This window comes from Arhodomonas sp. AD133 (assembly GCF_051195215.1).
Taxonomy (GTDB): domain Bacteria; phylum Pseudomonadota; class Gammaproteobacteria; order Nitrococcales; family Nitrococcaceae; genus Arhodomonas.
In genome coordinates, this window is record NZ_JBNAZM010000012.1 from 57,267 (window position 1) to 75,594 (window position 18,328).

An 18,328-nucleotide genomic window follows, 5' to 3' on the forward strand; every position below is an offset into this window, starting at 1 on the left:
GACCCGCGCAGCGAACGATTCATGAGAAAGGCCCGGCATTCGCCGGGCCTTTCGTTTCACACACAGGTGACGACTGTGGTCGTCAGAGCGCGATCTCGCCGCCGTCCGTACGGCTGACCGCCACCGTAGCGGAGCGCGGGATGGAGCCCTCGCCACCGGGCCAGGTGCCGTCGGGATGCTGGACGTTCACGAACAGGGTCTTGTGGTCCGGGGTCATGTGCAGCCCGGTGACCTCGCAACCCGATGGGCCCACCAGGAAGCGCCGCAGGTCGGCCTGGTTGTCCGGGCGCACCGTTCGATCGTCACCCAGGTTGGCCGGCACCACGGCGAGCAGCATGTCGTTGCTGCCGGAGTCGAGATCGGCGCCATTGTCCGTCTCGATCCAGAGCACGCCACGGGGGTCCATCCACATGCCGTCCGGGCCACCGAACTCGTTCTTCTCGGTCAGGCCGGAGAGATTGAACGTGGCATCCGCCGACGCGTTGGAGCCGAACACGAAGATGTCCCAGGCAAACGTGGTGGCGGCGGGATCGTCGCCGTCCTCGCTGATGCGGATGACGTGGCCGTGGGTGTTCGGTCCGCGCGGGTTCGCCGCCGAGGTCTGATCCGCTTCGCGGTCGGTGTTGTTGGTGAGGGTGAAGTAGACCTCACCGGTGTTGGGGTCGACAGTGGCCCATTCCGGACGGTCCATCGGCGTCGCCTTGACCACGTCGGCGGCCAGCCGCGTGTAGACCAGTACCTCGGCCTGACTCTTGAAGGCACGGTTGCCCAGTTCCGGCACGTTCGCAGCCTGTAGCGTCGGGTTGTTGACCAGGTCCAGAGCGCGCCACTCGCCGGTGCCGTCGGCATTGAACACCGCCACGTAGAGCGTGCCGTTGTCGAGCATGTCCGGATTCGGCGAGTCCGGGTTCCAGTCTTCGGCGGTGACGAACTTGTAGATGTACTCGAACCGGGAATCATCGCCCATGTAGAACGCGAGCGGCTTGCCTGGCGTGGCGTTGCTCGCGGCGGCGCCCTCGTGGCGGAACCGGCCCATGGCCGTACGCTTCTTGGGCGTCGAGCTCGGGTCCATGGGGTCGATCTCGACGATCCAGCCGAAGCAGTTCGCCTCGTTGCGATAGTCCTCGTTGGGACTCGCCCCGGTGGGTGCAGTGTCGAAGCGGGCGAACTCGCCGTTGACCTCGCTGGCATCGCCTGCCACCGCGGCCCAGAGATAGCCGAAGCCGCTCTCGCTGATGCCGTAGCGCTGCTTCACCGCCGAGATATCACCCGACGTATCATAGACGTAGCCCTGGATGTTCTCCTCGCAAGTGATGTAGGTGTTCCAGGGCGTATAGCCGTTACCGCAATTGTTGACGGTGCCGCGGGTGGTCATGCCCGAGTTGTCATAGGCGGTGACGAGGAATTCCGTTCCAGCCACCGGGCCGGAGAACTGCATGGGCGTGGCCGCAGTGATACGCCGGTTCTTGCCGGAATTCGCTACCTGCCAGGCGCCGTCGCCACCCTTGCGCAGCTCCACGATGGAGACGCCGTGGGCATTGATGTCCTTGCGGACCTCGTCGGCCACGGTGGGAGCACCGCTGTCGTCCTCGGTACGCCCGGCATTGCCGTAGAGGGTACCGCCGTTGGTGTACTCGTGATTGACGCAGAGGATGCCGCGCTCGGAATTGCCTTCCCCCAGCGGGAAGAAGTGCATGCCGTCGTGGTTGCTGCCTGTCTGCTGCGCCTGCTCCGCCGCCGAGTTCGTGGTGGCGCCGGTGGGATCGAACGCGGGGAAACCATCGGTGATCCCGGTTCCCCAGGGAATGACCACCTGATACTCGTAGCCGTCGGGGACGGTGATGGCGTTGTCGGAATTCAGCGCCACCGGGTCGAAGGTGAGCCGGGAGGTCGCTGTGCCGTCGCCGGAGGAGTCGTCGTCATCATCGCCGCCGCAGGCGGTGAGCCCGGTGCCGGCGAAGAAAGTCACCGCCGCGAGTCCGAGGCTGCCCTTGAGGGCATCCCGACGGCTCAGACGCGCCTCGAGGACTTCACCGAAGGGAACCCCCTTGGCGGTTCGCTCCTCGATCGATCTTTCGGTTGCCAGGGTGCGGAGTAGGTCCAGCCGTTTCATCGTTACGCGTTCCTTGTTGTCAGCGTGGCTTTGCGCCGCGCTATGACTACAGGAACGCTATGACGCGAGCGTAAACGCCATGTTACACAAATGCGACATCCGAATGGCTTCGCCGCCGCATGCGGCCTTTCGCACCCTAAATACTGCGTGAGTAGCGCACGACTTCCGCCGCCTGCGCGAGATAACGATCGAACGTCGCCGCTATGTTGCGTCGCAGCAGGCGTCCGGCAGGCAGAATGCAAAGGCCCTCGCCGGTCGGCTCGACGAGCTCGTCAGCGGTGAGCGGCTCCAGGCATGCCAGCTCCGGTGCAAAGTAACGCCGGAAGTCAATGCCGAAGGCCCGTTCTATGGGGGAATACGGCACCCACTCACGACACATGATTTGCTCGATCACCTGTCGGCGCAGGCGATCGTCATCGCTTAGCGTATAGCCCCGGGCAACCGGGAGCTGGCCACGGTTGAGCGCAGCGTAGTATTCCTTGAGTCCGCGCTCGTTCTGGGCATAGGAGTCGCCGACCTTGCCGATGGCGCTTACCCCGAGACCGATGAGATCGCAGTCGGCATGGGTCGAGTAGCCCTGGAAATTGCGCTGCAACGTGCCCTCGTCGAGCGCCCGGGAGAGCTCACTGTCCGGCAGTGCGAAGTGATCCATACCGATGTAGCGGTAACCGCCCGCGGTCAGCCGCTCGATGGTCATCTCGAGAATGCTGAGCTTTTCGGCCGGCGTCGGAAGATCCTCTTCACGAATGAGCCGCTGTGCCTTCACGCGCCCGGGTAGATGTGCGTAGCTGTAGATCGACAGACGGTCAGGGCGAAGATCGAGCACCTCGTCAAGGGTGGCCGAGAAGCTCTCGCGGCTCTGGAATGGCAGACCGTAGATGAGATCCAGGCTCACCGAGCGGAAACCGCTCGCCCGTGACTGCTCTATGACGGCGCGCACCTGGGCGGCACTCTGAACACGGTTGACGGCCTCCTGCACCTGGGTGTCGAAATCCTGCACGCCGATGCTCAGGCGGTCGAAACCAAGCTCGGCCAGCACGGGAATGGTTCGCTCGCCGACGGCACGCGGATCCACCTCGACGGAAAACTCGCGCTCGCGCCAGGGCGCGAGGTGGAAGCGTTCGCCGATGGCATCGATGAGCCACCTCAGCTGGTCGTCATATAGATAGGTCGGCGTTCCGCCACCGAGGTGAAGCTGGCGTACCGGGCGATCGTCGTCGAACAGTGCCGCTTGCAGCGTCAGCTCACGCTCCAGGTAGTTGAGGTATATCTCCGCCTTTTCGGTCCTGCGTGTAATGATCTTGTTGCAGGCGCAGTAGTAGCAAAGGCTCTGGCAGAAAGGCACGTGCACGTACAGTGACAGCGCCCGCGGCAGCGGATCCTCGTTGGTCTCGCCCGCCGCCTGTGCATAGGCCTCGGGGCCGAATCCCGGATGAAAGTGCGGCGCGGTCGGATACGAGGTATAGCGCGGTAGCGCCGCGTCATACTTCTCGTGCAACCGCCTGCTGAATGCCACGTCCGTCATGCATCGCCTCCCGCACGGTGATCGTTTCTCGGCCTCGAATGTGCTTTCGTGCAGTAGCGACGATACGCGCCACGGCCCGTATGCCCTTGATTGAGGTCAAGACAAGGGTGGGCCGCGGGTGACCGACTCGTCAGGCACACCGGCGTGAATTGATCCAGGTCAAGATCGCCATCCCCCCTACACACCGACAATGCGTTCGTGCTTTTGCACCCATCGACCGTCACCACCTCGGATAGGCATATGGAAACGACGCCTCAATACAACGATACCGTCGTCCGACAGTTCGCGATCGCCACTGTCGTATGGGGGATCGTCGGCATGGCGGTTGGCGTTCTCATCGCCGCCCAACTGCTGTTCCCGGCGCTGAACTTCGACGTCCCGTGGCTCTCATTCGGGCGTCTGCGCCCGCTTCACACCAACGCGGTGATTTTCGCGTTCGGTGGCTGCGCGCTTATCGGGACGAGTCTGCACGTGGTACAGCGCACCTGCGGCGCGTCGCTGTTCGGCGGCAGACGCCTCGCCGGTTTCGTCTTCTGGGGCTGGCAGCTGGCGATCGTGGCGGTGGCCATCACGTTGCCGCTCGGCATCACCCAGAGCAAGGAGTACGCCGAGGCGGAGTGGCCCATCGACTTGCTCATCACGGCCGTGTGGGTCGCCTACGCGGTGGTGTTCTTCGGCACCATCGCCATGCGCCGGGTCAAGCACATCTACGTGGCAAACTGGTTCTACGGCGCCTTCATCGTCGCCGTGGCGCTGCTGCACATCGTCAACAACATCGTCATCCCCACCTCGCTGTGGAAGTCCTACCCCGTCTACGCCGGTGCCGTGGATGCCATGGTGCAGTGGTGGTACGGCCACAATGCCGTCGGTTTCTTCCTCACCGCCGGCTTCCTGGGGATGATGTACTACTACGTACCCAAGCAGGCGGAGCGCCCGATCTATTCCTACCGTCTGTCGGTGGTGCACTTCTGGGCGCTGATCTCCATCTACATGTGGGCAGGCCCCCATCACCTGCACTGGACAGCGTTGCCGGAGTGGGCACAGTCCATCGGCATGGTGTTCTCGCTGATCCTGCTGGCGCCGTCGTGGGGCGGCATGATCAACGGCATCATGACGCTCTCGGGTGCCTGGGATAAGCTGCGCGACGACCCCATCATCCGCTTCCTCATCGTCAGCCTCTCGTTCTACGGCATGTCCACCTTCGAGGGTCCGATGATGTCGGTGAAGACGGTCAACGCACTGTCCCACTACACCGACTGGACCATCGGCCACGTGCATGCCGGCGCCCTGGGCTGGGTGGCATTCATCACCGTGGGCTCGCTGTATGCGCTCATCCCCAAGCTCTGGGGTCGCGAGCAGATGTACAGCGTCAAGGCCATCAGCGCCCACTTCTGGGTCGCCACCATCGGCGTGGTGCTCTACATCGCCTCCATGTGGATCGCCGGGGTGATGCAGGGCCTGATGTGGCGCGCCACCAATGCCGACGGAACGCTCACCTACAGCTTCGTGCAGTCGCTCGAAGCCACCTATCCGTACTACGCGGTGCGGCTGACCGGCGGCGTGCTGTTCCTGGTGGGCATGCTGATCATGGCCTGGAACGTGTACATGACCATTCGCCCCGCCGAGCGCGCCGTCGCTGTCGAGCGCCCGCAGACTGCCCAGGGCTGAGGAGATACGGAATCCATGTCCCATGAAGTCGTAGAGAAGAATGTCGGCCTGATGGCCGTGCTGATCGCGGTGGTGATCGCGGTGGGCGGAATCGTGGAGATAGTCCCTCTGCTGTTCGCCACTCAGACCACCGAGCCGTTGGAGGGGGTCGAACCCTACCCGGCTCTGGCGTTCGCCGGGCGCGATATCTACGTGCGCGAAGGTTGCTACAACTGCCACTCACAGATGATCCGTCCCTTCCGCGCGGAGACCGAGCGCTACGGGCATTACTCGCTGGCCGGGGAATTCGTCTACGACCGCCCGTTCCAGTGGGGCTCCAAGCGCACGGGCCCGGATCTTGCCCGGGTGGGCGGGCGTTACACGGACGAGTGGCACTACGCGCACCTGATGAACCCCAGGGATGTGGTGCCGGAGTCGAACATGCCCGCCTTCCCCTGGCTGGCCGACAACGAGCTGGATCCTAACGCCATCGTCTCGCGCATGCGCGCGCAGAAAAACCTGCTCGGCGTGCCCTACAGCGAGGCACAGCTTGGCGAGGCCCACGGCAAGCTCGAAGGCAAGACCGAGATGGATGCGGTGATCGCCTATCTCCAGGGCCTCGGCACGGCGGTGAGGTAAGCGCCATGAGCTTCGGCACCCTGAGCGGTTTGATTTCACTGACGCTGTTGCTCGCGTTCATCGGCATCTGCCTGTGGGCGTACAGCGGCAAGCGACGCAACGATTTCGACGAGGCCGCGCGGCTGCCCCTGCAGGAGGACGCAGCACACAGCGGAGAGCGGAAGGAACAGGGCAATGAGTAGCTTCTGGAGCTGGTTCATCATCATCGTGACCGTGGCCAACATCCTGGCCTGCCTGTGGCTGATCCGCTGGACCGCGAAGCCACGGCCCGGCGAGGCATCGGCCAACGAGACCACCGGCCACGTCTGGGACGGCAACCTCACGGAATGGAACAAGCCCATGCCGCGGTGGTGGCTGAATCTCTTCTACATCACCATCGTCTTTTCGCTGATTTACCTGGTGCTCTATCCGGGGCTCGGCAACTTCGACGGGCTACTGGGCTGGAGCCAGTACAAGGCCTACGAAGAAGAGGTGGAGGCCGTACGTGAGCAGGTTGCGCCACTCTACGACCGGTACGCGGAAGTGCCGATCCCCCAGCTCGCGAACAACGACGAGGCCATGGCCACCGGTGGGCGCATCTTCGCCAATAACTGCGCCGTCTGCCACGGCGCCGATGGCCGCGGCGCGCCCGGCTTCCCCAGTCTCGCCGACGGCGCGTGGATTCACGGCGGCGACCCCGAGACCATCGTGAAGACGATCACCAGCGGGCGTCAGGGGCAGATGCCGTCGTTCGAGGCAGCATTGGGCGTGCGGGGTGTCGAGGAGGTGGCGGCCTACGTCTATTCCCTCAATGGACGCGAGATCGCACCGGCGGCGGAGCTCGAGGCCGGCAAGAAGCGCTTCCAGCAGGTGTGTGCGGGCTGCCACGGGGCAGACGGCACCGGCAACCAGCAGATCGGTGCGCCCAACCTCACCGACGATAGCTGGCTCTATAGCGGTTCCCTCGCGGCGATCAAGAAGACCATCGTCGATGGCCGCAAAGGGCGCATGCCGGCATTCGAGGAAAGCCTCGGCCCGGATCGCGTACACGTCGTCGCGGCTTACGTGTACGGCCTCTCCAACGAGGGAGCCAGCAGCGATGAGTGAGCCGCTGCGCATTCGCGGGTGGCGGCTCGTCGCCGCCTGCGTGCTCTGGCCGTCCTTTCTGGTGGCAGCGGCGGCCAGCGTGGTGTTCTTCGCGAACATCGATCCGGCGACCCTGGAAAGCCAGACGCTACCGGGCTGGGACCTGGACCGGCGCACGGGCTACGCCCTGGGCTTCTTCATGTTCTGGGCAGTCTGCGCCGCCTCCAGTTATCTGACTGTGTTCCTCTTCCGCCCGGGAGACCGCAAGGGTCATGACAACTAGATCGTCACACTCCCAGTCCGAGCAACGCCCCCGGCGCCGCCGCAATACCGAGACGGAAAATGCCGGCGATGCCGCCGTGAGCATGTACCAGTCCCGCGAGAAGATATATCCGCGGGAGATCAGCGGCCGTTTCCAGTCGCTGCGCAAGTTCGCCGTATTCGCCCTGCTCGGCCTGTACTACCTGCTTCCCTGGGTGCAGTGGAACGGCCGGCAGGCGGTCCTGTTCGATCTCCACGCGCGGCAGTTTCACCTATTCGGTATCACGCTCTGGCCCCAGGATTTCTTCTACCTGGCGCTGCTGCTGATCATCTGCGCACTGGGGCTGTTCTTCGTCACCGCGATCGCCGGCCGGGTGTGGTGTGGCTACGCCTGCCCCCAGACGGTGTGGACCGAGGTGTTCCTGTGGATGGAGCGCTGGTGCGAGGGCGACCGGCCCAAACGCATGAAGCTCGACCGTGGCCCGTGGACCGGCGAAAAAATCGCCCGCAAGGGCAGCAAGCACGTGCTGTGGGTCGTGTTCGCGCTGTGGACGGGATTCACCTTCGTCGCATTCTTCACCCCGGCACGGGAGCTCGCCGCGCGCACGGTGACGCTCGACCTCGGCGGTTGGGAAACCTTCTGGATGCTCTTCTATGGCTTCGCCACCTGGGGCAACGCCGGGTTCCTGCGTGAGCAGGTCTGCCTGTACATGTGCCCGTACGCGCGCTTTCAGAGCGCGATGTTCGACCGGGACACGATGATCATCTCCTATGACGACAGCCGCGGCGAGCCGCGTGGCCCTCGCTCGCGCAGCGTCGACCCGCGCGCCAAGGGGCTCGGCGACTGCATCGACTGCACTCTGTGCGTGCAGGTCTGCCCCACCGGCATCGACATCCGCAAAGGGTTGCAGTACGAATGCATCGCCTGTGGCGCCTGCGTGGATGCCTGCGACCATGTCATGGATCGCATGGAATACCCGCGCGGGCTGATCCGCTACACCACCGAGAACGCCATGGAGGAGCGCGCGACCCGGGTGCTGCGTCCCCGTACGATCATTTACGGCGCGCTGCTCACCGCCCTCGCGGTAGCGCTGGTAAGCGGCCTGCTGCTGCGTACGCCGCTACGGCTCGATATCATCCCCGACCGTAACGCCCTGTACCGGATGACCGACACCGGGGCCATCGAGAACGTCTACCGTCTCTCAGTGATGAACATGGATCAGGCCAAGCACACGTATCGCTTCGAGACGAGTGGCCTGCCGGGGCTGACCATCGACGCCAACGCCGGCGAGAAGGTGACCCTCGAGCCCGGGGAAACCCGTAACGTCCCCGTACGCATCCGCACCTCGCCCGAGTCCGTGCGTCCCGGCGGCAACGACATTCAGGTCACGGTACGCAGCACCGGTGATCCGGACCTCGTCGTAACCGAGCCGACGCGCTTCCACGCCCCCATAGGGAGGTGAGCCATGCAACCCACCGCGACCGCCGAGCGCCCCTGGTACCGCCACCCATGGCCGTGGTTGCTGGCCATACCGCCGGTCTCGGCGATCATCTTCTGGGCGGTGATCATCACCACGATGGCCGGCCCGCCCTCACTGGTAATCGATGATTACGCCAAGGTGGGCCTCGTCTATGAGCAGAATCGAACCCGTGACAGCGCGGCCGCGCGCCTGGACGTGGCGGCGCGGCTGCAGTGGCAGCGGGCGAACGGCGAGATCCGCGTCGCGATCACGCGTGGCGACGTGCAACCGACTGCCCTGACGCTGCGACTGAGCCATCCCACCGACGCGGCACGCGATCACACCGTCACCCTCACGCGCGACGCCGCCGGGCTCTACACGGGGCGTGTTCCCGTGGTCATCGACGGCCGCCGCCATGTGCAGATCACGCCGCCGGATAGTCAGTGGCGGCTCTCCGGATCCCTGGATGCCCAACGCGAGGCGCTGACACTGGCCGCGTCCGGAGACCGCTCGTGAACGAAACCGTGTGCTTTCACTGCGGCGACCCGATGCCCCGCGGTGAGCGACGCACGGTGGAGATCGACGGCGTCGCCCGACCGGTGTGCTGTCCGGGCTGCGAGGCGGTGGCCTCGCTCATCGCCGGTCAGGGGCTCTCGGACTTCTACCGTTTCCGCAACGGCGCCTCGGCACGTCCGGAGACCGATCGCGACGATCAATGGCAGGCCTGGGACCGCGCCGAGCTCCAGGCAAGCCACGTCACCGAGCACGACGACGGTACCTGCGGCGTGACGCTCATGGCCGAGGGCATCACCTGCAGCGCCTGCACCTGGCTGATCGAACACGCTCTTGCGAACGTCCCCGGTGTGGTGGACATTCAGGCCAACCCGGCGACCGCGCGGGTGATGCTTCGCTGGCAACCGTCGCGCATTCCGCTCTCGCGTCTGCTACGCCGCATCGCCGGGCTCGGCTACCGGCCGCATCCGGTGGGCAGCGACAGTGCCCTGTCCGTGCCGGTGCGTGAGCGCCGTGCCGCGCTCAAGCGCCTCGCCGTGGCCGGGCTCGGCATGATGCAGGTGATGATGTACGCGGTCGCCCTCTACGCGGGGGCGATCCACGACGACATGGACCCGGTGTTCGTGCACTTTCTCCGCACGGTGAGCCTGCTCGTGGCCACACCGGTCGTCTTCTACGCCGGCGCCCCGTTCTTCCGGGGGGCCTGGCGTGATATCCGCGCGCGTCGGCCCGGGATGGACGTCCCAGTCGCCCTGGCCATCGGTGCGGCCTACGCCGCCAGCCTTTGGCACACCTTCTTCGGCGGCGGCGAGGTCTACTTCGATTCGGTGACCATGTTCATCTTCTTCCTCACCGTCGCACGGTTTCTGGAAATGACCGCGCGCCACCGTGCCAACCGCGGACTCGAAACCCTCGCCGGGTTGCTGCCGTCGACCGCCGTGCGGGTAGTCGACGGCGTTAGTGAGCGCGTCGCGGCAAGCGAGCTGCGCGCGGGTGATCGCGTGCGCGTGGCCGCCGGTGAGGCAGTGCCCGCCGACGGCCGCATTCTCGAAGGACACACTCACCTCGACGAATCCATGCTCACCGGTGAGTATCGCGCGCGCAGCCGCGCTCCGGGCGACGCAATCTCCGCGGGTACGGTCAACGCTGGTAACGCCGTCGAGATGCGCATCGAACGCCTCGCCGACGACACCCTGCTCGCCAGCATCGTGCGCCTGCTGGAGCAGGCCCAATCACGCCGGCCGGCGATCACCCAGCTCGCCGACCGCATCGCCCGCCATTTCGTCACCGCCGTGCTCATCGCGGCGGCGGCCACCGGTGTGGTCTGGTGGCACCTGGAACCCTCGCGTGCCTTCGAGATCGTGCTCGCCGTCCTCGTCATCTCCTGCCCCTGCGCCCTGTCATTGGCCACCCCCGCCGCGCTCGTCTCCGCCACCGGGCGGCTCGCACGGCAGGGCGTGCTGGTAGCGCACCCGGGCGCGCTGGAGACACTCGCCCGCGCGGACCGGGTCGTGCTCGACAAAACGGGCACTCTCACCCGGGGGCGCATCACGATCCAGCGCATCGATGATCGGCAGGGCCTCGGTGAGGCACAATGCGCCAGGCTCGCCGCCGCCCTGGAAGCGCACTCCGCACACCCGCTCGCGGCGGCGTTCCGCGCCTGGCACGACGGCCTGGAGGCGAACGCCGTCGTCGAGCATCGCGGTGACGGCGTGGAAGGCATGATCGCCGGCCAACGCCTGCGGCTCGGCCGACCCGCCTGGGTCGCGGCACTGTCCCGTACCGAGGCGCCGAGCCAAAGCGAGGCCCACACCCTCGTCGCGCTCGGCGACGAGACGGGCATCATCGCGTCGTTCGCTCTTGCCGATGAGCTGCGTCAAGGCGCCGCCGAGGCCGTCGCCGGCCTGGCCAGCGAAGGGCTGCACGTCGAAATCGCCAGCGGCGATGCCGAATCCGCGGTAGCAACCGTCGCCAATGCGGCCGGCGTCGACGACTGGTACTCGAGCATGCGCCCCGCGGACAAGCTAACCCACATCGACGCCCTGCAGGCCAGAGACCATCGCGTGGTCATGGTGGGCGACGGCGTCAATGATGCGCCGGTGCTCGCCGGTGCCGACGTGGCCGTGGCCATCGGCGCCGGCAGCGCGCTGGCCCGGGCCAACGCCGACCTCATCCTGCTCAGCGAGGATCTGGCCACGCTGGGCGAGGCCCGTCGCGTGGCACGGCGCAGCGTCGCTACGATTCGACAGAATCTGGCCTGGGCGGCATGCTACAACGTCGCTGCGCTTCCCCTGGCCGCGAGCGGCGTGCTCGCCCCCTGGCTCGCGGCCATCGGGATGTCACTCAGCTCGTTGGTGGTGGTCGGCAACGCACTGCGCCTCGCCCGCGACGCCCGGACGAAGACGCCCCACGTTGCGCATCCGGCCACCACCCGGGAGGCAGCCGCATGAGTATTCTCTTCGTGCTGATACCCTTGGCGCTGGTTCTGCTCGCCGGCGCGATCTGGGCCTTCTTCTGGGCGGTGAGCAGCGGCCAGTTCGACGACCTGGACACCCCCGCGTGGCGCATCCTGACGGACACGGACGCCCCATCCCGGCCACGCACGGATGACGCCGAGCACCCGGAAGAGAAAGGCTAGATGTCGCTCGAACTCGTTACGGCCGCCTTTCTCTCCGGCCTGTTCGGCAGCGCGCATTGCGTCGGCATGTGCGGCGGTATCAGCGCCGCCCTCGGCATGGGCGCGGGCGGCAACGCCTCGGCGATGCGCCTAGCCGGCTACGCTTCCTTGTACAACCTGGGCAGGATCGGGAGCTATATCGGCGCGGGCGCTGTGGCGGGCGCTGTTGGCACCTGGCTCGGCATAGGTTTCGACGTCGCGGACTGGGCGACGGCGCTTCGCATGGTCGCCGGGGCGGTAATCATCGCCATCGGCCTGCAGCTCGGCTTCGGCTGGCGCCTGCTGGCCCCCGTCGAACGCGCAGGATTTCGCGTATGGCGCCATCTGGCGCCGCTGGCGCGCTCGCTCATGACCGCTCGCAATCCGGCCCGTGCACTGGCGCTGGGCGCCCTCTGGGGCTGGCTGCCCTGCGGCCTGGTCTACGGCATGCTGCTCATGGCGAGCGTCTCCGGCGGCGCGCCTGGCGGCATGGTGGTGATGGCGGCCTTCGGGGCCGGCACATTGCCCGCGATGATCGCCACCGGTGCCGTCGGCGGTCACCTACGGCGTCTCACCGCACGCCCGGGTTTGCGCCGGGCGGCCGGCGGCATGATGGTGGCGCTTGGCGTATGGACGGTGGCGCTGCCCTCCCTGCTGATCCGCCTGGATCTTCAGGGCCTAGCCGCCCTTTGTCTGCCTTAGCGATCGCCGCGCGTTGACCCGCCGATGATCGAAAACGGCGACGTTGACTGCGCGCCGGGAACGCGGAAAACGCCACGCCCAGTCCGCAGGCGGAGTTGTTGTCTCCCTGACGACCCGGCTGGTCACTCTCGTACTTGGCTGGCTGGTGGGTCATTTCTGACCGACTAGCTGCCGGAGAACGACTCCACCAACCCAGCCCCGCGAACCGTCTCGCCAGCCGCGTGGGCGGCAGCACCGGATTTGCGTAGGTAACGGGGGACAACCCAGCACACGAACAATGGCTGCCCCGTAGACAGGCTCCCGAGTGTCCGCAACGACGCCGTGTTGGCGTGTCCCGGCGCACCACGCTGGCATCGCTCTTGCTGCTTCCCCTGCAGGCAACGACGCCGAATCGGGGGACACAATGATCGAGCTCGACCGCCGGATGATCGAAACCGCCCTGAAAATGCGCCGGCGCCTGCGGGGCCACGGTCGCGAGGCGCCGCCCCTGAGCGATCCCGGACTCGTCCCGTGGCTCCTGGAGCAGACGGACGCGGTGGCCGACGGCGAGCTCCACCGCCTCGCCGAGACGCTGCGCGCCCGCCTGCCGAGCACCGACTCGGCCGAACCGCCCGCTCCGACGACACTGCGCCGTTACCGCGGCGCCGCGCTTCCGCAGCGCACGGGGTCCACCGAAGGCGCCGCGAGTGACCGCTACAAGCGGACGACTTCGCGTCGTGTCTACCGGGGTCGGCCGTTGCCGTAACGCGCAATCCTGGTGCGATAACGCTCCGGGATTGAGCATGACGCGCCGCCCCGAACGCTTTGCGATTCGGCATCGGCGCCGGACGCGACCTGCCCGCATCGATTCACCGCGGCATTACACGCTACATTGGGGGAATGGCGAGTCACGAACAGCGCCTTCTCCCCGGCACCCCGCCCGCCGCCCTGGCCGACACGCTTTTCGCCGTGCACCGGCGCATATTGCTCTTCGGCAGTCCGGGCACGGGCAAGAGCACGATGGCAGCAGCCATCGCTCGTGCCCTCACCGCCGGCAACCGCACGCCGGCCTGCCTCAACGCGGACCCGGGAGAACCGAGCTTCGGCGTCCCGGGGACCATTGGCCTCGGGCTCTGGGAGGCGGATGGCTGGCGCCTCGAGACGATGATCCCCTTGTGCACGCTGGATGCGGCGCGCTTTCGCCTGCCCCTGGTAACTGCCGTGGCACGTCTCGCCACTCGGGTACCAAGGCACTGCCCCGTGATCGTGGACTATCCCGGTGTGACCCGGGGCGCCGCGGGGGCGGAACTGCTTCTCTCGCTGGTGGAGACCGTCGGCGTGGAGGTGGTGGTGGCACTCGTCCGCGACGACGACTCAATGCCGCTCGCCGACGAGCTCCGCGACGTCCCGGCCACCGTCTATCGCGTCGCCGCCCATGCGGACGCCCGGCGCCCGCCACCACTCGCCCGCCGTCGCCATCGCACCGCACTCTGGGATGCCTACCTGAGAGATGCCGCAACGCGCGACATGAACATCGCCGACTGCCGCCTGCTGGGGACGCCCCCGCCGCGGACGGCCCACGACGCCTGGACCGGTCGCCAGGTGGCTCTCTACCACGAGGGTGCGCTCCAGGGCATGGGCGAGGTGGATACACTGGATGCCGGCGTCCTGCGCATCAAGACGGCGGCGGAGATCGGCGGCTGGGTCGACGCGCTCGTCGTTCGCGACGCCCAGCGGGGCGACAACGGCCTTTTGGAGACCGCCGCACGGCGCGCCCCCCGGCCGGGACTACGCCAGCAACCGGCCGACGTGTTGCCCAGCCCGCTCGAGGCCCTGCCCGTGGGCCCGAGGCCGGTGGTGCGCACGGGTCCCGTAGTCGCCTCGCTGGTCAACGGGGTGCTGGGCGATCCGCTGCTGCACATCCGCCTTCGCCGCCAGCGTCGCAGCCTGTTCATCGACCTGGGCGACCCCGGCCACCTCCCCGCGAAGACGGCGCACCAGGTCACCGACGTCTTCGTAACCCATGCCCACTTCGACCACATCGGCGGCTTTCCCTGGCTGCTTCGGTCCCGCATCGGCGACTTCCCCGAGCTGCGTCTGTATGGGCCGCCCGGGCTCGCCGAGCACATCGAAGGCTTCGTCCGTGGCATTCTCTGGGACCGGGTGGGCGAGCGCGCCCCCCGCATGCGGGTAACCGAGTTCGACGGCGAGACCGTGCGCCGGTTCCGCGTGGTCGCCGGCCGCGCCGGTCCGGTGGCGTTGGACGAAATGCCTGCCCGGGCCGGGGTGCTGCTGGACGAGGCGGAGTTCCGGGTGCGCGCCCGCGTGCTCGACCACGGAACCCCCGTGCTCGCTTATGCGTTCGAGCCCAGCGCGCAGGTCAACGTCCGCAAGGAACGCCTCGCCGCGCGGGGTCTGGAGCCGGGCCCCTGGCTCGGCGAGCTCAAGCAGCGGCTACTCGCCGGCGAGTCGGAGCACATCGTCACGCTGCCCGACGGCACCGCCGAGCCAGCGCGCCGGCTCGCCGAAGCATTGACCATCACCACCCCAGGCAAGCGCATCGCCTACGCCACGGACTTCGCCGAAACCGCGGAGAACTTTCTCCGGCTCGGTGAGCTTGCCGCGGGCGCCCACGTGCTCTTCTGCGAGGCGTCCTTCCGGCGGGTCGACGCCGCCCAGGCCCGCCGCACCGGCCACCTCACCACCGACGGCTGCGCGACCGCCGCTCGCGCCGCCGATCCCGCCACGCTGGTGCCCTTCCATTTCTCGCGCCGCTACGAGGGCGGTCTGGAGCCGGTCTACACGGAGATCGCGGCGGGTTTCCCACGCATGGCATTTCCGACGACGCCGGGGGAAGCCCCGCGCACGGGGCCCTGACCGGCACTCACGCCGCCCCGGAGGCCGGCGCCCTGACACTGCGCCGCCCGCTGAGTCGTAAACCGTCCCGCAGGTTGAGGCCCAGGAGCGTGATATTCACGCCGCCGGCGAGAAGCTCGACGGCCTGCACGGCGTAGAAGACCGAATCGAGCTCACCGGTCACCGCCTTGTGGTGCAGGAACACGGCGGCCGGCACCAGCACGAGCAGGCCGTTGCCGGCAACGACCGGCATGCGCCGCTGCTTGCGCCGCACGAGCCCACCGCCACGACCTTTTGCCAGGGCGAATCCACTCGCTCCGGTCACCATCAGCGCCGGAATGAGTACCGCCATGCCGAGCAGGATGCCGTACTTCACGGCAACGACCGCGGTCTGCCCGAGAAACAGCTCGGTGACGACCGTGGCACTCCAGAACGTGACGACCGTCGCCAGAGCGAGCGTCCCCGCCGCCGCGTGGGCAATGACTTTCATGAGGTCTCTCCTTCGGGTGTGGACACGTGTTCGCGGTGCAAGCGACGCAGTACGCGCAGTGCCGCTTCCAGATCAGCCGGGTCCAGATCCTGCGCCAACGCATCGGCGTGGGCGTTCCAACGCGCCTCCACCTGCACATAGAGCGCCTGCCCCGCCGGGGTGAGCGCATACAGCGGCGAGCGCTGGTGATGCGGGTTGGTTCGCTCCTCCACCAGGCCGTCGCTTATCAGCCGGCTCAACTGCTTGCGCGCACCCTGGCGGGTTACGCCCATCGCTTCGGCGATGCGGGGTGTGGTCAGCGGGGTATCGGCAAGCGCGAGCGCGCCGAGCATCTGCCAACGGCTGCTGGTCAGACCGAACGGTGCGACGAAGCTGTCCCCCCACTCGATGAGGCGGCCGTGCACCTGAAAGACGGTAAGCACGGTATCGGTGACGAGCGATCTGCCCGAGCGTGACATGACATATCCTCCGACAAGTGTGTAAACCAGTTTACATCTTGGTAACTGGTTGTCAATTATTCGGAGCGATTGCCGCTGACGAAGTGCGCACGCTGGCCCAGCGGACCCAGGCGTCCACCGAGAAGATCCGTCAGAGTATCGAGAAACGCCAGAATGCGGCTTCGGCGGCGACACGGCTCAGCGATGAGGGACGCAGCCGTGCCGGGGATACGCTGGAGCAAACGGAGGCGACCGGATCGGCCATCCGCAACGTGGAATCCGCGGCCGGGGAACTCGACGAGCTCTCCCAGAGCTTGGACGAAATGCTCCGGCACTTCCGGATCGCATAGCCGCGGTGTCATGCCGGGCCAGCCGCGGCACCGCGGGCGACGCGTCGACGTGCCGGAACGCTACCAGCCCATGGCGGCCGTCACTGCGGTGACGCCTGATTGCGCGCGTAACGCGCCAGAAAGGTGTGCACCGCCTCTTCGATCACTTGCTCCCGTGACGTGTCGAGCGGTGCTCGAACCCCTAACAGGCGCGGCCAGACCAACGCCTCCTTGAACATGCCGAGGAACTGGAACGCCGCCAGTTCCGGATCGGGCACGCGAAGCCGCCCTGCCCCGTCGAGTCGGGCCAGGTACACGGAGAGGCTGCGAAACACGGGGCCCTTGCCCTGGCGAAAGAACATTTCCGCAAGCTCGGGGTAGCGCGGCGATTCCGCGATCACCAGTCGCAGCAATCCCAGGACCCGGGGCTCGGTCAGCGTGGTGAACGTGTATCGCGCCACCTCGCAGAGCACTTCGTCGACGGGTCGATCCACCTGCGATAGGCCGTCCGTCTCGAACCGAAGGCTTCCCCAAAGGCGATCGACGACCGCGGCGAACAGCGCATCCTTGCTCTCGAAGTTGTTGTAAACGGTGCGCTTGGAAACCCCGCCGCGCCGTGCGATCTCATCCACGCTCGCGTTCTCGAACCCGGCGTCGAGAAACACCGCCGTGGCCGCCTCGATGACCTCGTCGCGTTTTCGTGGTCGCGGCATCCCCTCGCCCTCTCCGTTCACTGCCCCCGACTGCAGCGGCATGCGACGCACGGTCCGGCACCCACCGGACCGCCGCCTTTGCCGTCATCTTACCGTCGCCCCCGCCGTATTGACACCAAACGGTTTACTTTTATACTGCACTCAACAGTGCATTTACGTGATTGACTGGTGCCCGGCGCTGCTCTGAAGCTACCTCCATACAGCTTAATGATTAGACGTGGAGCGAACGACGGGTGACGACAATTCGCCAGGATACGCGCCCTCTATTAACACACCACTAGGTTTACTAACGGAGAATCAATCGTGCGAAGCGCTGTACTGTTCATCGAGATGCAGAACGAATGGCTCGCGGCGAATGGCCGCATCCGAGCGCTGATGACCGACGTCGCGCAGTTCCGGGATGCCGCGGCCGCGGCGCAACGTCTACTCGACGGCGCCCGAGCCGTCGATGCCCGGATCGTGCATGCCGGTCTGCGGTTCAGTGCGGGCTACCCGGAGCTCGGCGATGCCCGGCAGGGCCTGCGGGCGGCGATTCCGCAGGCCGGCACCTTCCCGGAACAGGGCGACGGCAGCCGGTTCGCCGACGGCTTCGAGCCACATGACGGGGAATTCGTGGTGCGCGGACGGGTCGGAGCGAGCGCGTTCTCCGGTTCCAACCTCGATGCCTACCTCCGCAACAACCGTATCGAGCGCCTGTACCTGGCCGGATTCGCGCTCCACGTCTGCGTCCTGGCGACTGCCTGGCAGGCTCATGATCTGGGCTACGACGTCAACGTGGTCGCCGAGGCCTGCGCCGCATTCACCCGGCAGCAGAAGCAGGTCGTCGTCGAGGAAATCGTGCCCCACCTGGGAGGCATCGCAACGGTGGACGAAACGCTGGATCAGTTACGCCCGGAAACCGTCGCCGCTGCCGCCACATCAGCATGAGGACATACCCGCTCGC

General features: G+C 66.8%; 19 protein-coding genes. 14 read left to right on the forward strand and 5 right to left on the reverse strand.

Going from position 1 to position 18,328, the window contains the following annotated elements; genetic code table 11:
• Positions 1-82 precede the first annotated feature (82 nt).
• Both ACPEES_RS09345 and hemN read right to left on the reverse strand, forming a co-directional pair.
• Entirely contained in the window at positions 83-2,113 is a 2,031-nt protein-coding gene (locus tag ACPEES_RS09345; RefSeq protein WP_435103199.1) for a PhoX family protein, read from the reverse strand.
• Between the two features lie 136 nt (positions 2,114-2,249).
• Positions 2,250-3,638 carry an oxygen-independent coproporphyrinogen III oxidase gene (gene hemN, locus ACPEES_RS09350; RefSeq protein WP_435103200.1) on the reverse strand — a complete coding sequence of 463 codons (1,389 nt, stop codon included), beginning with the start codon at positions 3,636-3,638 and terminating at the stop codon, positions 2,250-2,252.
• 240 nt (positions 3,639-3,878) lie between these two features.
• Here hemN and ccoN point away from each other — a divergent pair, with 240 nt between their 5' ends.
• The 12 genes from ccoN (at position 3,879) to ACPEES_RS09410 (ending at position 15,437) form a co-directional block, all read left to right on the forward strand.
• A complete protein-coding gene (ccoN, locus tag ACPEES_RS09355; protein WP_435103201.1) occupies positions 3,879-5,306 on the forward strand; it encodes a cytochrome-c oxidase, cbb3-type subunit I in 1,428 nt (475 codons plus the stop codon).
• Between the two features lie 15 nt (positions 5,307-5,321).
• Positions 5,322-5,924, forward strand: coding sequence for a cytochrome-c oxidase, cbb3-type subunit II (ccoO, locus tag ACPEES_RS09360; RefSeq protein ID WP_435103202.1), 603 nt, complete (start codon positions 5,322-5,324; stop codon positions 5,922-5,924).
• Positions 5,925-5,929: 5 nt separating this feature from the next.
• Complete coding sequence (locus ACPEES_RS09365) at positions 5,930-6,106, forward strand: cbb3-type cytochrome oxidase subunit 3 (protein WP_435103203.1); 177 nt, start codon at positions 5,930-5,932, stop codon at positions 6,104-6,106.
• Positions 6,099-7,010, forward strand: a complete 912-nt coding sequence (ccoP, locus tag ACPEES_RS09370; RefSeq protein WP_435103204.1) for a cytochrome-c oxidase, cbb3-type subunit III — start codon at positions 6,099-6,101, stop codon at positions 7,008-7,010. Before ACPEES_RS09365 ends, ccoP begins: the two co-directional genes overlap by 8 nt.
• The gene (locus ACPEES_RS09375) at positions 7,003-7,272 is read left to right on the forward strand and encodes a hypothetical protein (protein ID WP_435103205.1); all 270 of its coding nucleotides are present in this window, start codon (positions 7,003-7,005) and stop codon (positions 7,270-7,272) included. Before ccoP ends, ACPEES_RS09375 begins: the two co-directional genes overlap by 8 nt.
• Positions 7,262-8,713, forward strand: a complete 1,452-nt coding sequence (ccoG, locus tag ACPEES_RS09380; RefSeq protein ID WP_435103206.1) for a cytochrome c oxidase accessory protein CcoG — start codon at positions 7,262-7,264, stop codon at positions 8,711-8,713. The genes ACPEES_RS09375 and ccoG overlap by 11 nt, the downstream gene beginning before the upstream one ends.
• Positions 8,714-8,716: 3 nt before the next feature.
• Positions 8,717-9,226 carry a FixH family protein gene (locus ACPEES_RS09385; RefSeq protein ID WP_435103207.1) on the forward strand — a complete coding sequence of 170 codons (510 nt, stop codon included), beginning with the start codon at positions 8,717-8,719 and terminating at the stop codon, positions 9,224-9,226.
• Positions 9,223-11,673 (forward strand): heavy metal translocating P-type ATPase, encoded by a 2,451-nt coding sequence (locus tag ACPEES_RS09390; protein ID WP_435103208.1) that lies wholly within the window; start codon positions 9,223-9,225, stop codon positions 11,671-11,673. The genes ACPEES_RS09385 and ACPEES_RS09390 overlap by 4 nt, the downstream gene beginning before the upstream one ends.
• Positions 11,670-11,861, forward strand: a complete 192-nt coding sequence (gene ccoS, locus ACPEES_RS09395) for a cbb3-type cytochrome oxidase assembly protein CcoS (protein WP_435103209.1) — start codon at positions 11,670-11,672, stop codon at positions 11,859-11,861. Before ACPEES_RS09390 ends, ccoS begins: the two co-directional genes overlap by 4 nt.
• Positions 11,862-12,581: a sulfite exporter TauE/SafE family protein gene (locus tag ACPEES_RS09400; RefSeq protein WP_435103210.1), complete on the forward strand. Its 720-nt coding sequence runs from the start codon at positions 11,862-11,864 to the stop codon at positions 12,579-12,581.
• 403 nt (positions 12,582-12,984) lie between these two features.
• Positions 12,985-13,326, forward strand: a complete 342-nt coding sequence (locus tag ACPEES_RS09405; RefSeq protein ID WP_435103211.1) for a hypothetical protein — start codon at positions 12,985-12,987, stop codon at positions 13,324-13,326.
• Positions 13,327-13,460: 134 nt separating this feature from the next.
• Positions 13,461-15,437 carry an MBL fold metallo-hydrolase gene (locus ACPEES_RS09410; protein WP_435103212.1) on the forward strand — a complete coding sequence of 659 codons (1,977 nt, stop codon included), beginning with the start codon at positions 13,461-13,463 and terminating at the stop codon, positions 15,435-15,437.
• Positions 15,438-15,444: 7 nt separating this feature from the next.
• Here the strand turns inward: ACPEES_RS09410 and ACPEES_RS09415 are convergent, their stop codons facing one another.
• Both ACPEES_RS09415 and ACPEES_RS09420 read right to left on the reverse strand, forming a co-directional pair.
• A complete protein-coding gene (locus tag ACPEES_RS09415) occupies positions 15,445-15,906 on the reverse strand; it encodes a hypothetical protein (protein WP_435103213.1) in 462 nt (153 codons plus the stop codon).
• Complete coding sequence (locus ACPEES_RS09420; protein ID WP_435103214.1) at positions 15,903-16,364, reverse strand: MarR family winged helix-turn-helix transcriptional regulator; 462 nt, start codon at positions 16,362-16,364, stop codon at positions 15,903-15,905. The genes ACPEES_RS09415 and ACPEES_RS09420 overlap by 4 nt, the downstream gene beginning before the upstream one ends.
• 17 nt (positions 16,365-16,381) lie before the next feature.
• Between ACPEES_RS09420 and ACPEES_RS09425 the strand changes: the two genes are divergently transcribed.
• On the forward strand, positions 16,382-16,693 hold the full coding sequence (locus tag ACPEES_RS09425) for a methyl-accepting chemotaxis protein (RefSeq protein WP_435103215.1): 312 nt from the start codon (positions 16,382-16,384) through the stop codon (positions 16,691-16,693).
• 80 nt (positions 16,694-16,773) lie between these two features.
• On the opposite strand, the gene ACPEES_RS09430 is transcribed toward ACPEES_RS09425, so the two are convergent.
• The gene (locus ACPEES_RS09430) at positions 16,774-17,385 is read right to left on the reverse strand and encodes a TetR/AcrR family transcriptional regulator (protein ID WP_435103216.1); all 612 of its coding nucleotides are present in this window, start codon (positions 17,383-17,385) and stop codon (positions 16,774-16,776) included.
• A gap of 303 nt (positions 17,386-17,688) precedes the next feature.
• Here ACPEES_RS09430 and ACPEES_RS09435 point away from each other — a divergent pair, with 303 nt between their 5' ends.
• On the forward strand, positions 17,689-18,312 hold the full coding sequence (locus ACPEES_RS09435; protein WP_435103217.1) for an isochorismatase family cysteine hydrolase: 624 nt from the start codon (positions 17,689-17,691) through the stop codon (positions 18,310-18,312).
• The last annotated feature ends 16 nt before the right edge of the window (positions 18,313-18,328 follow it).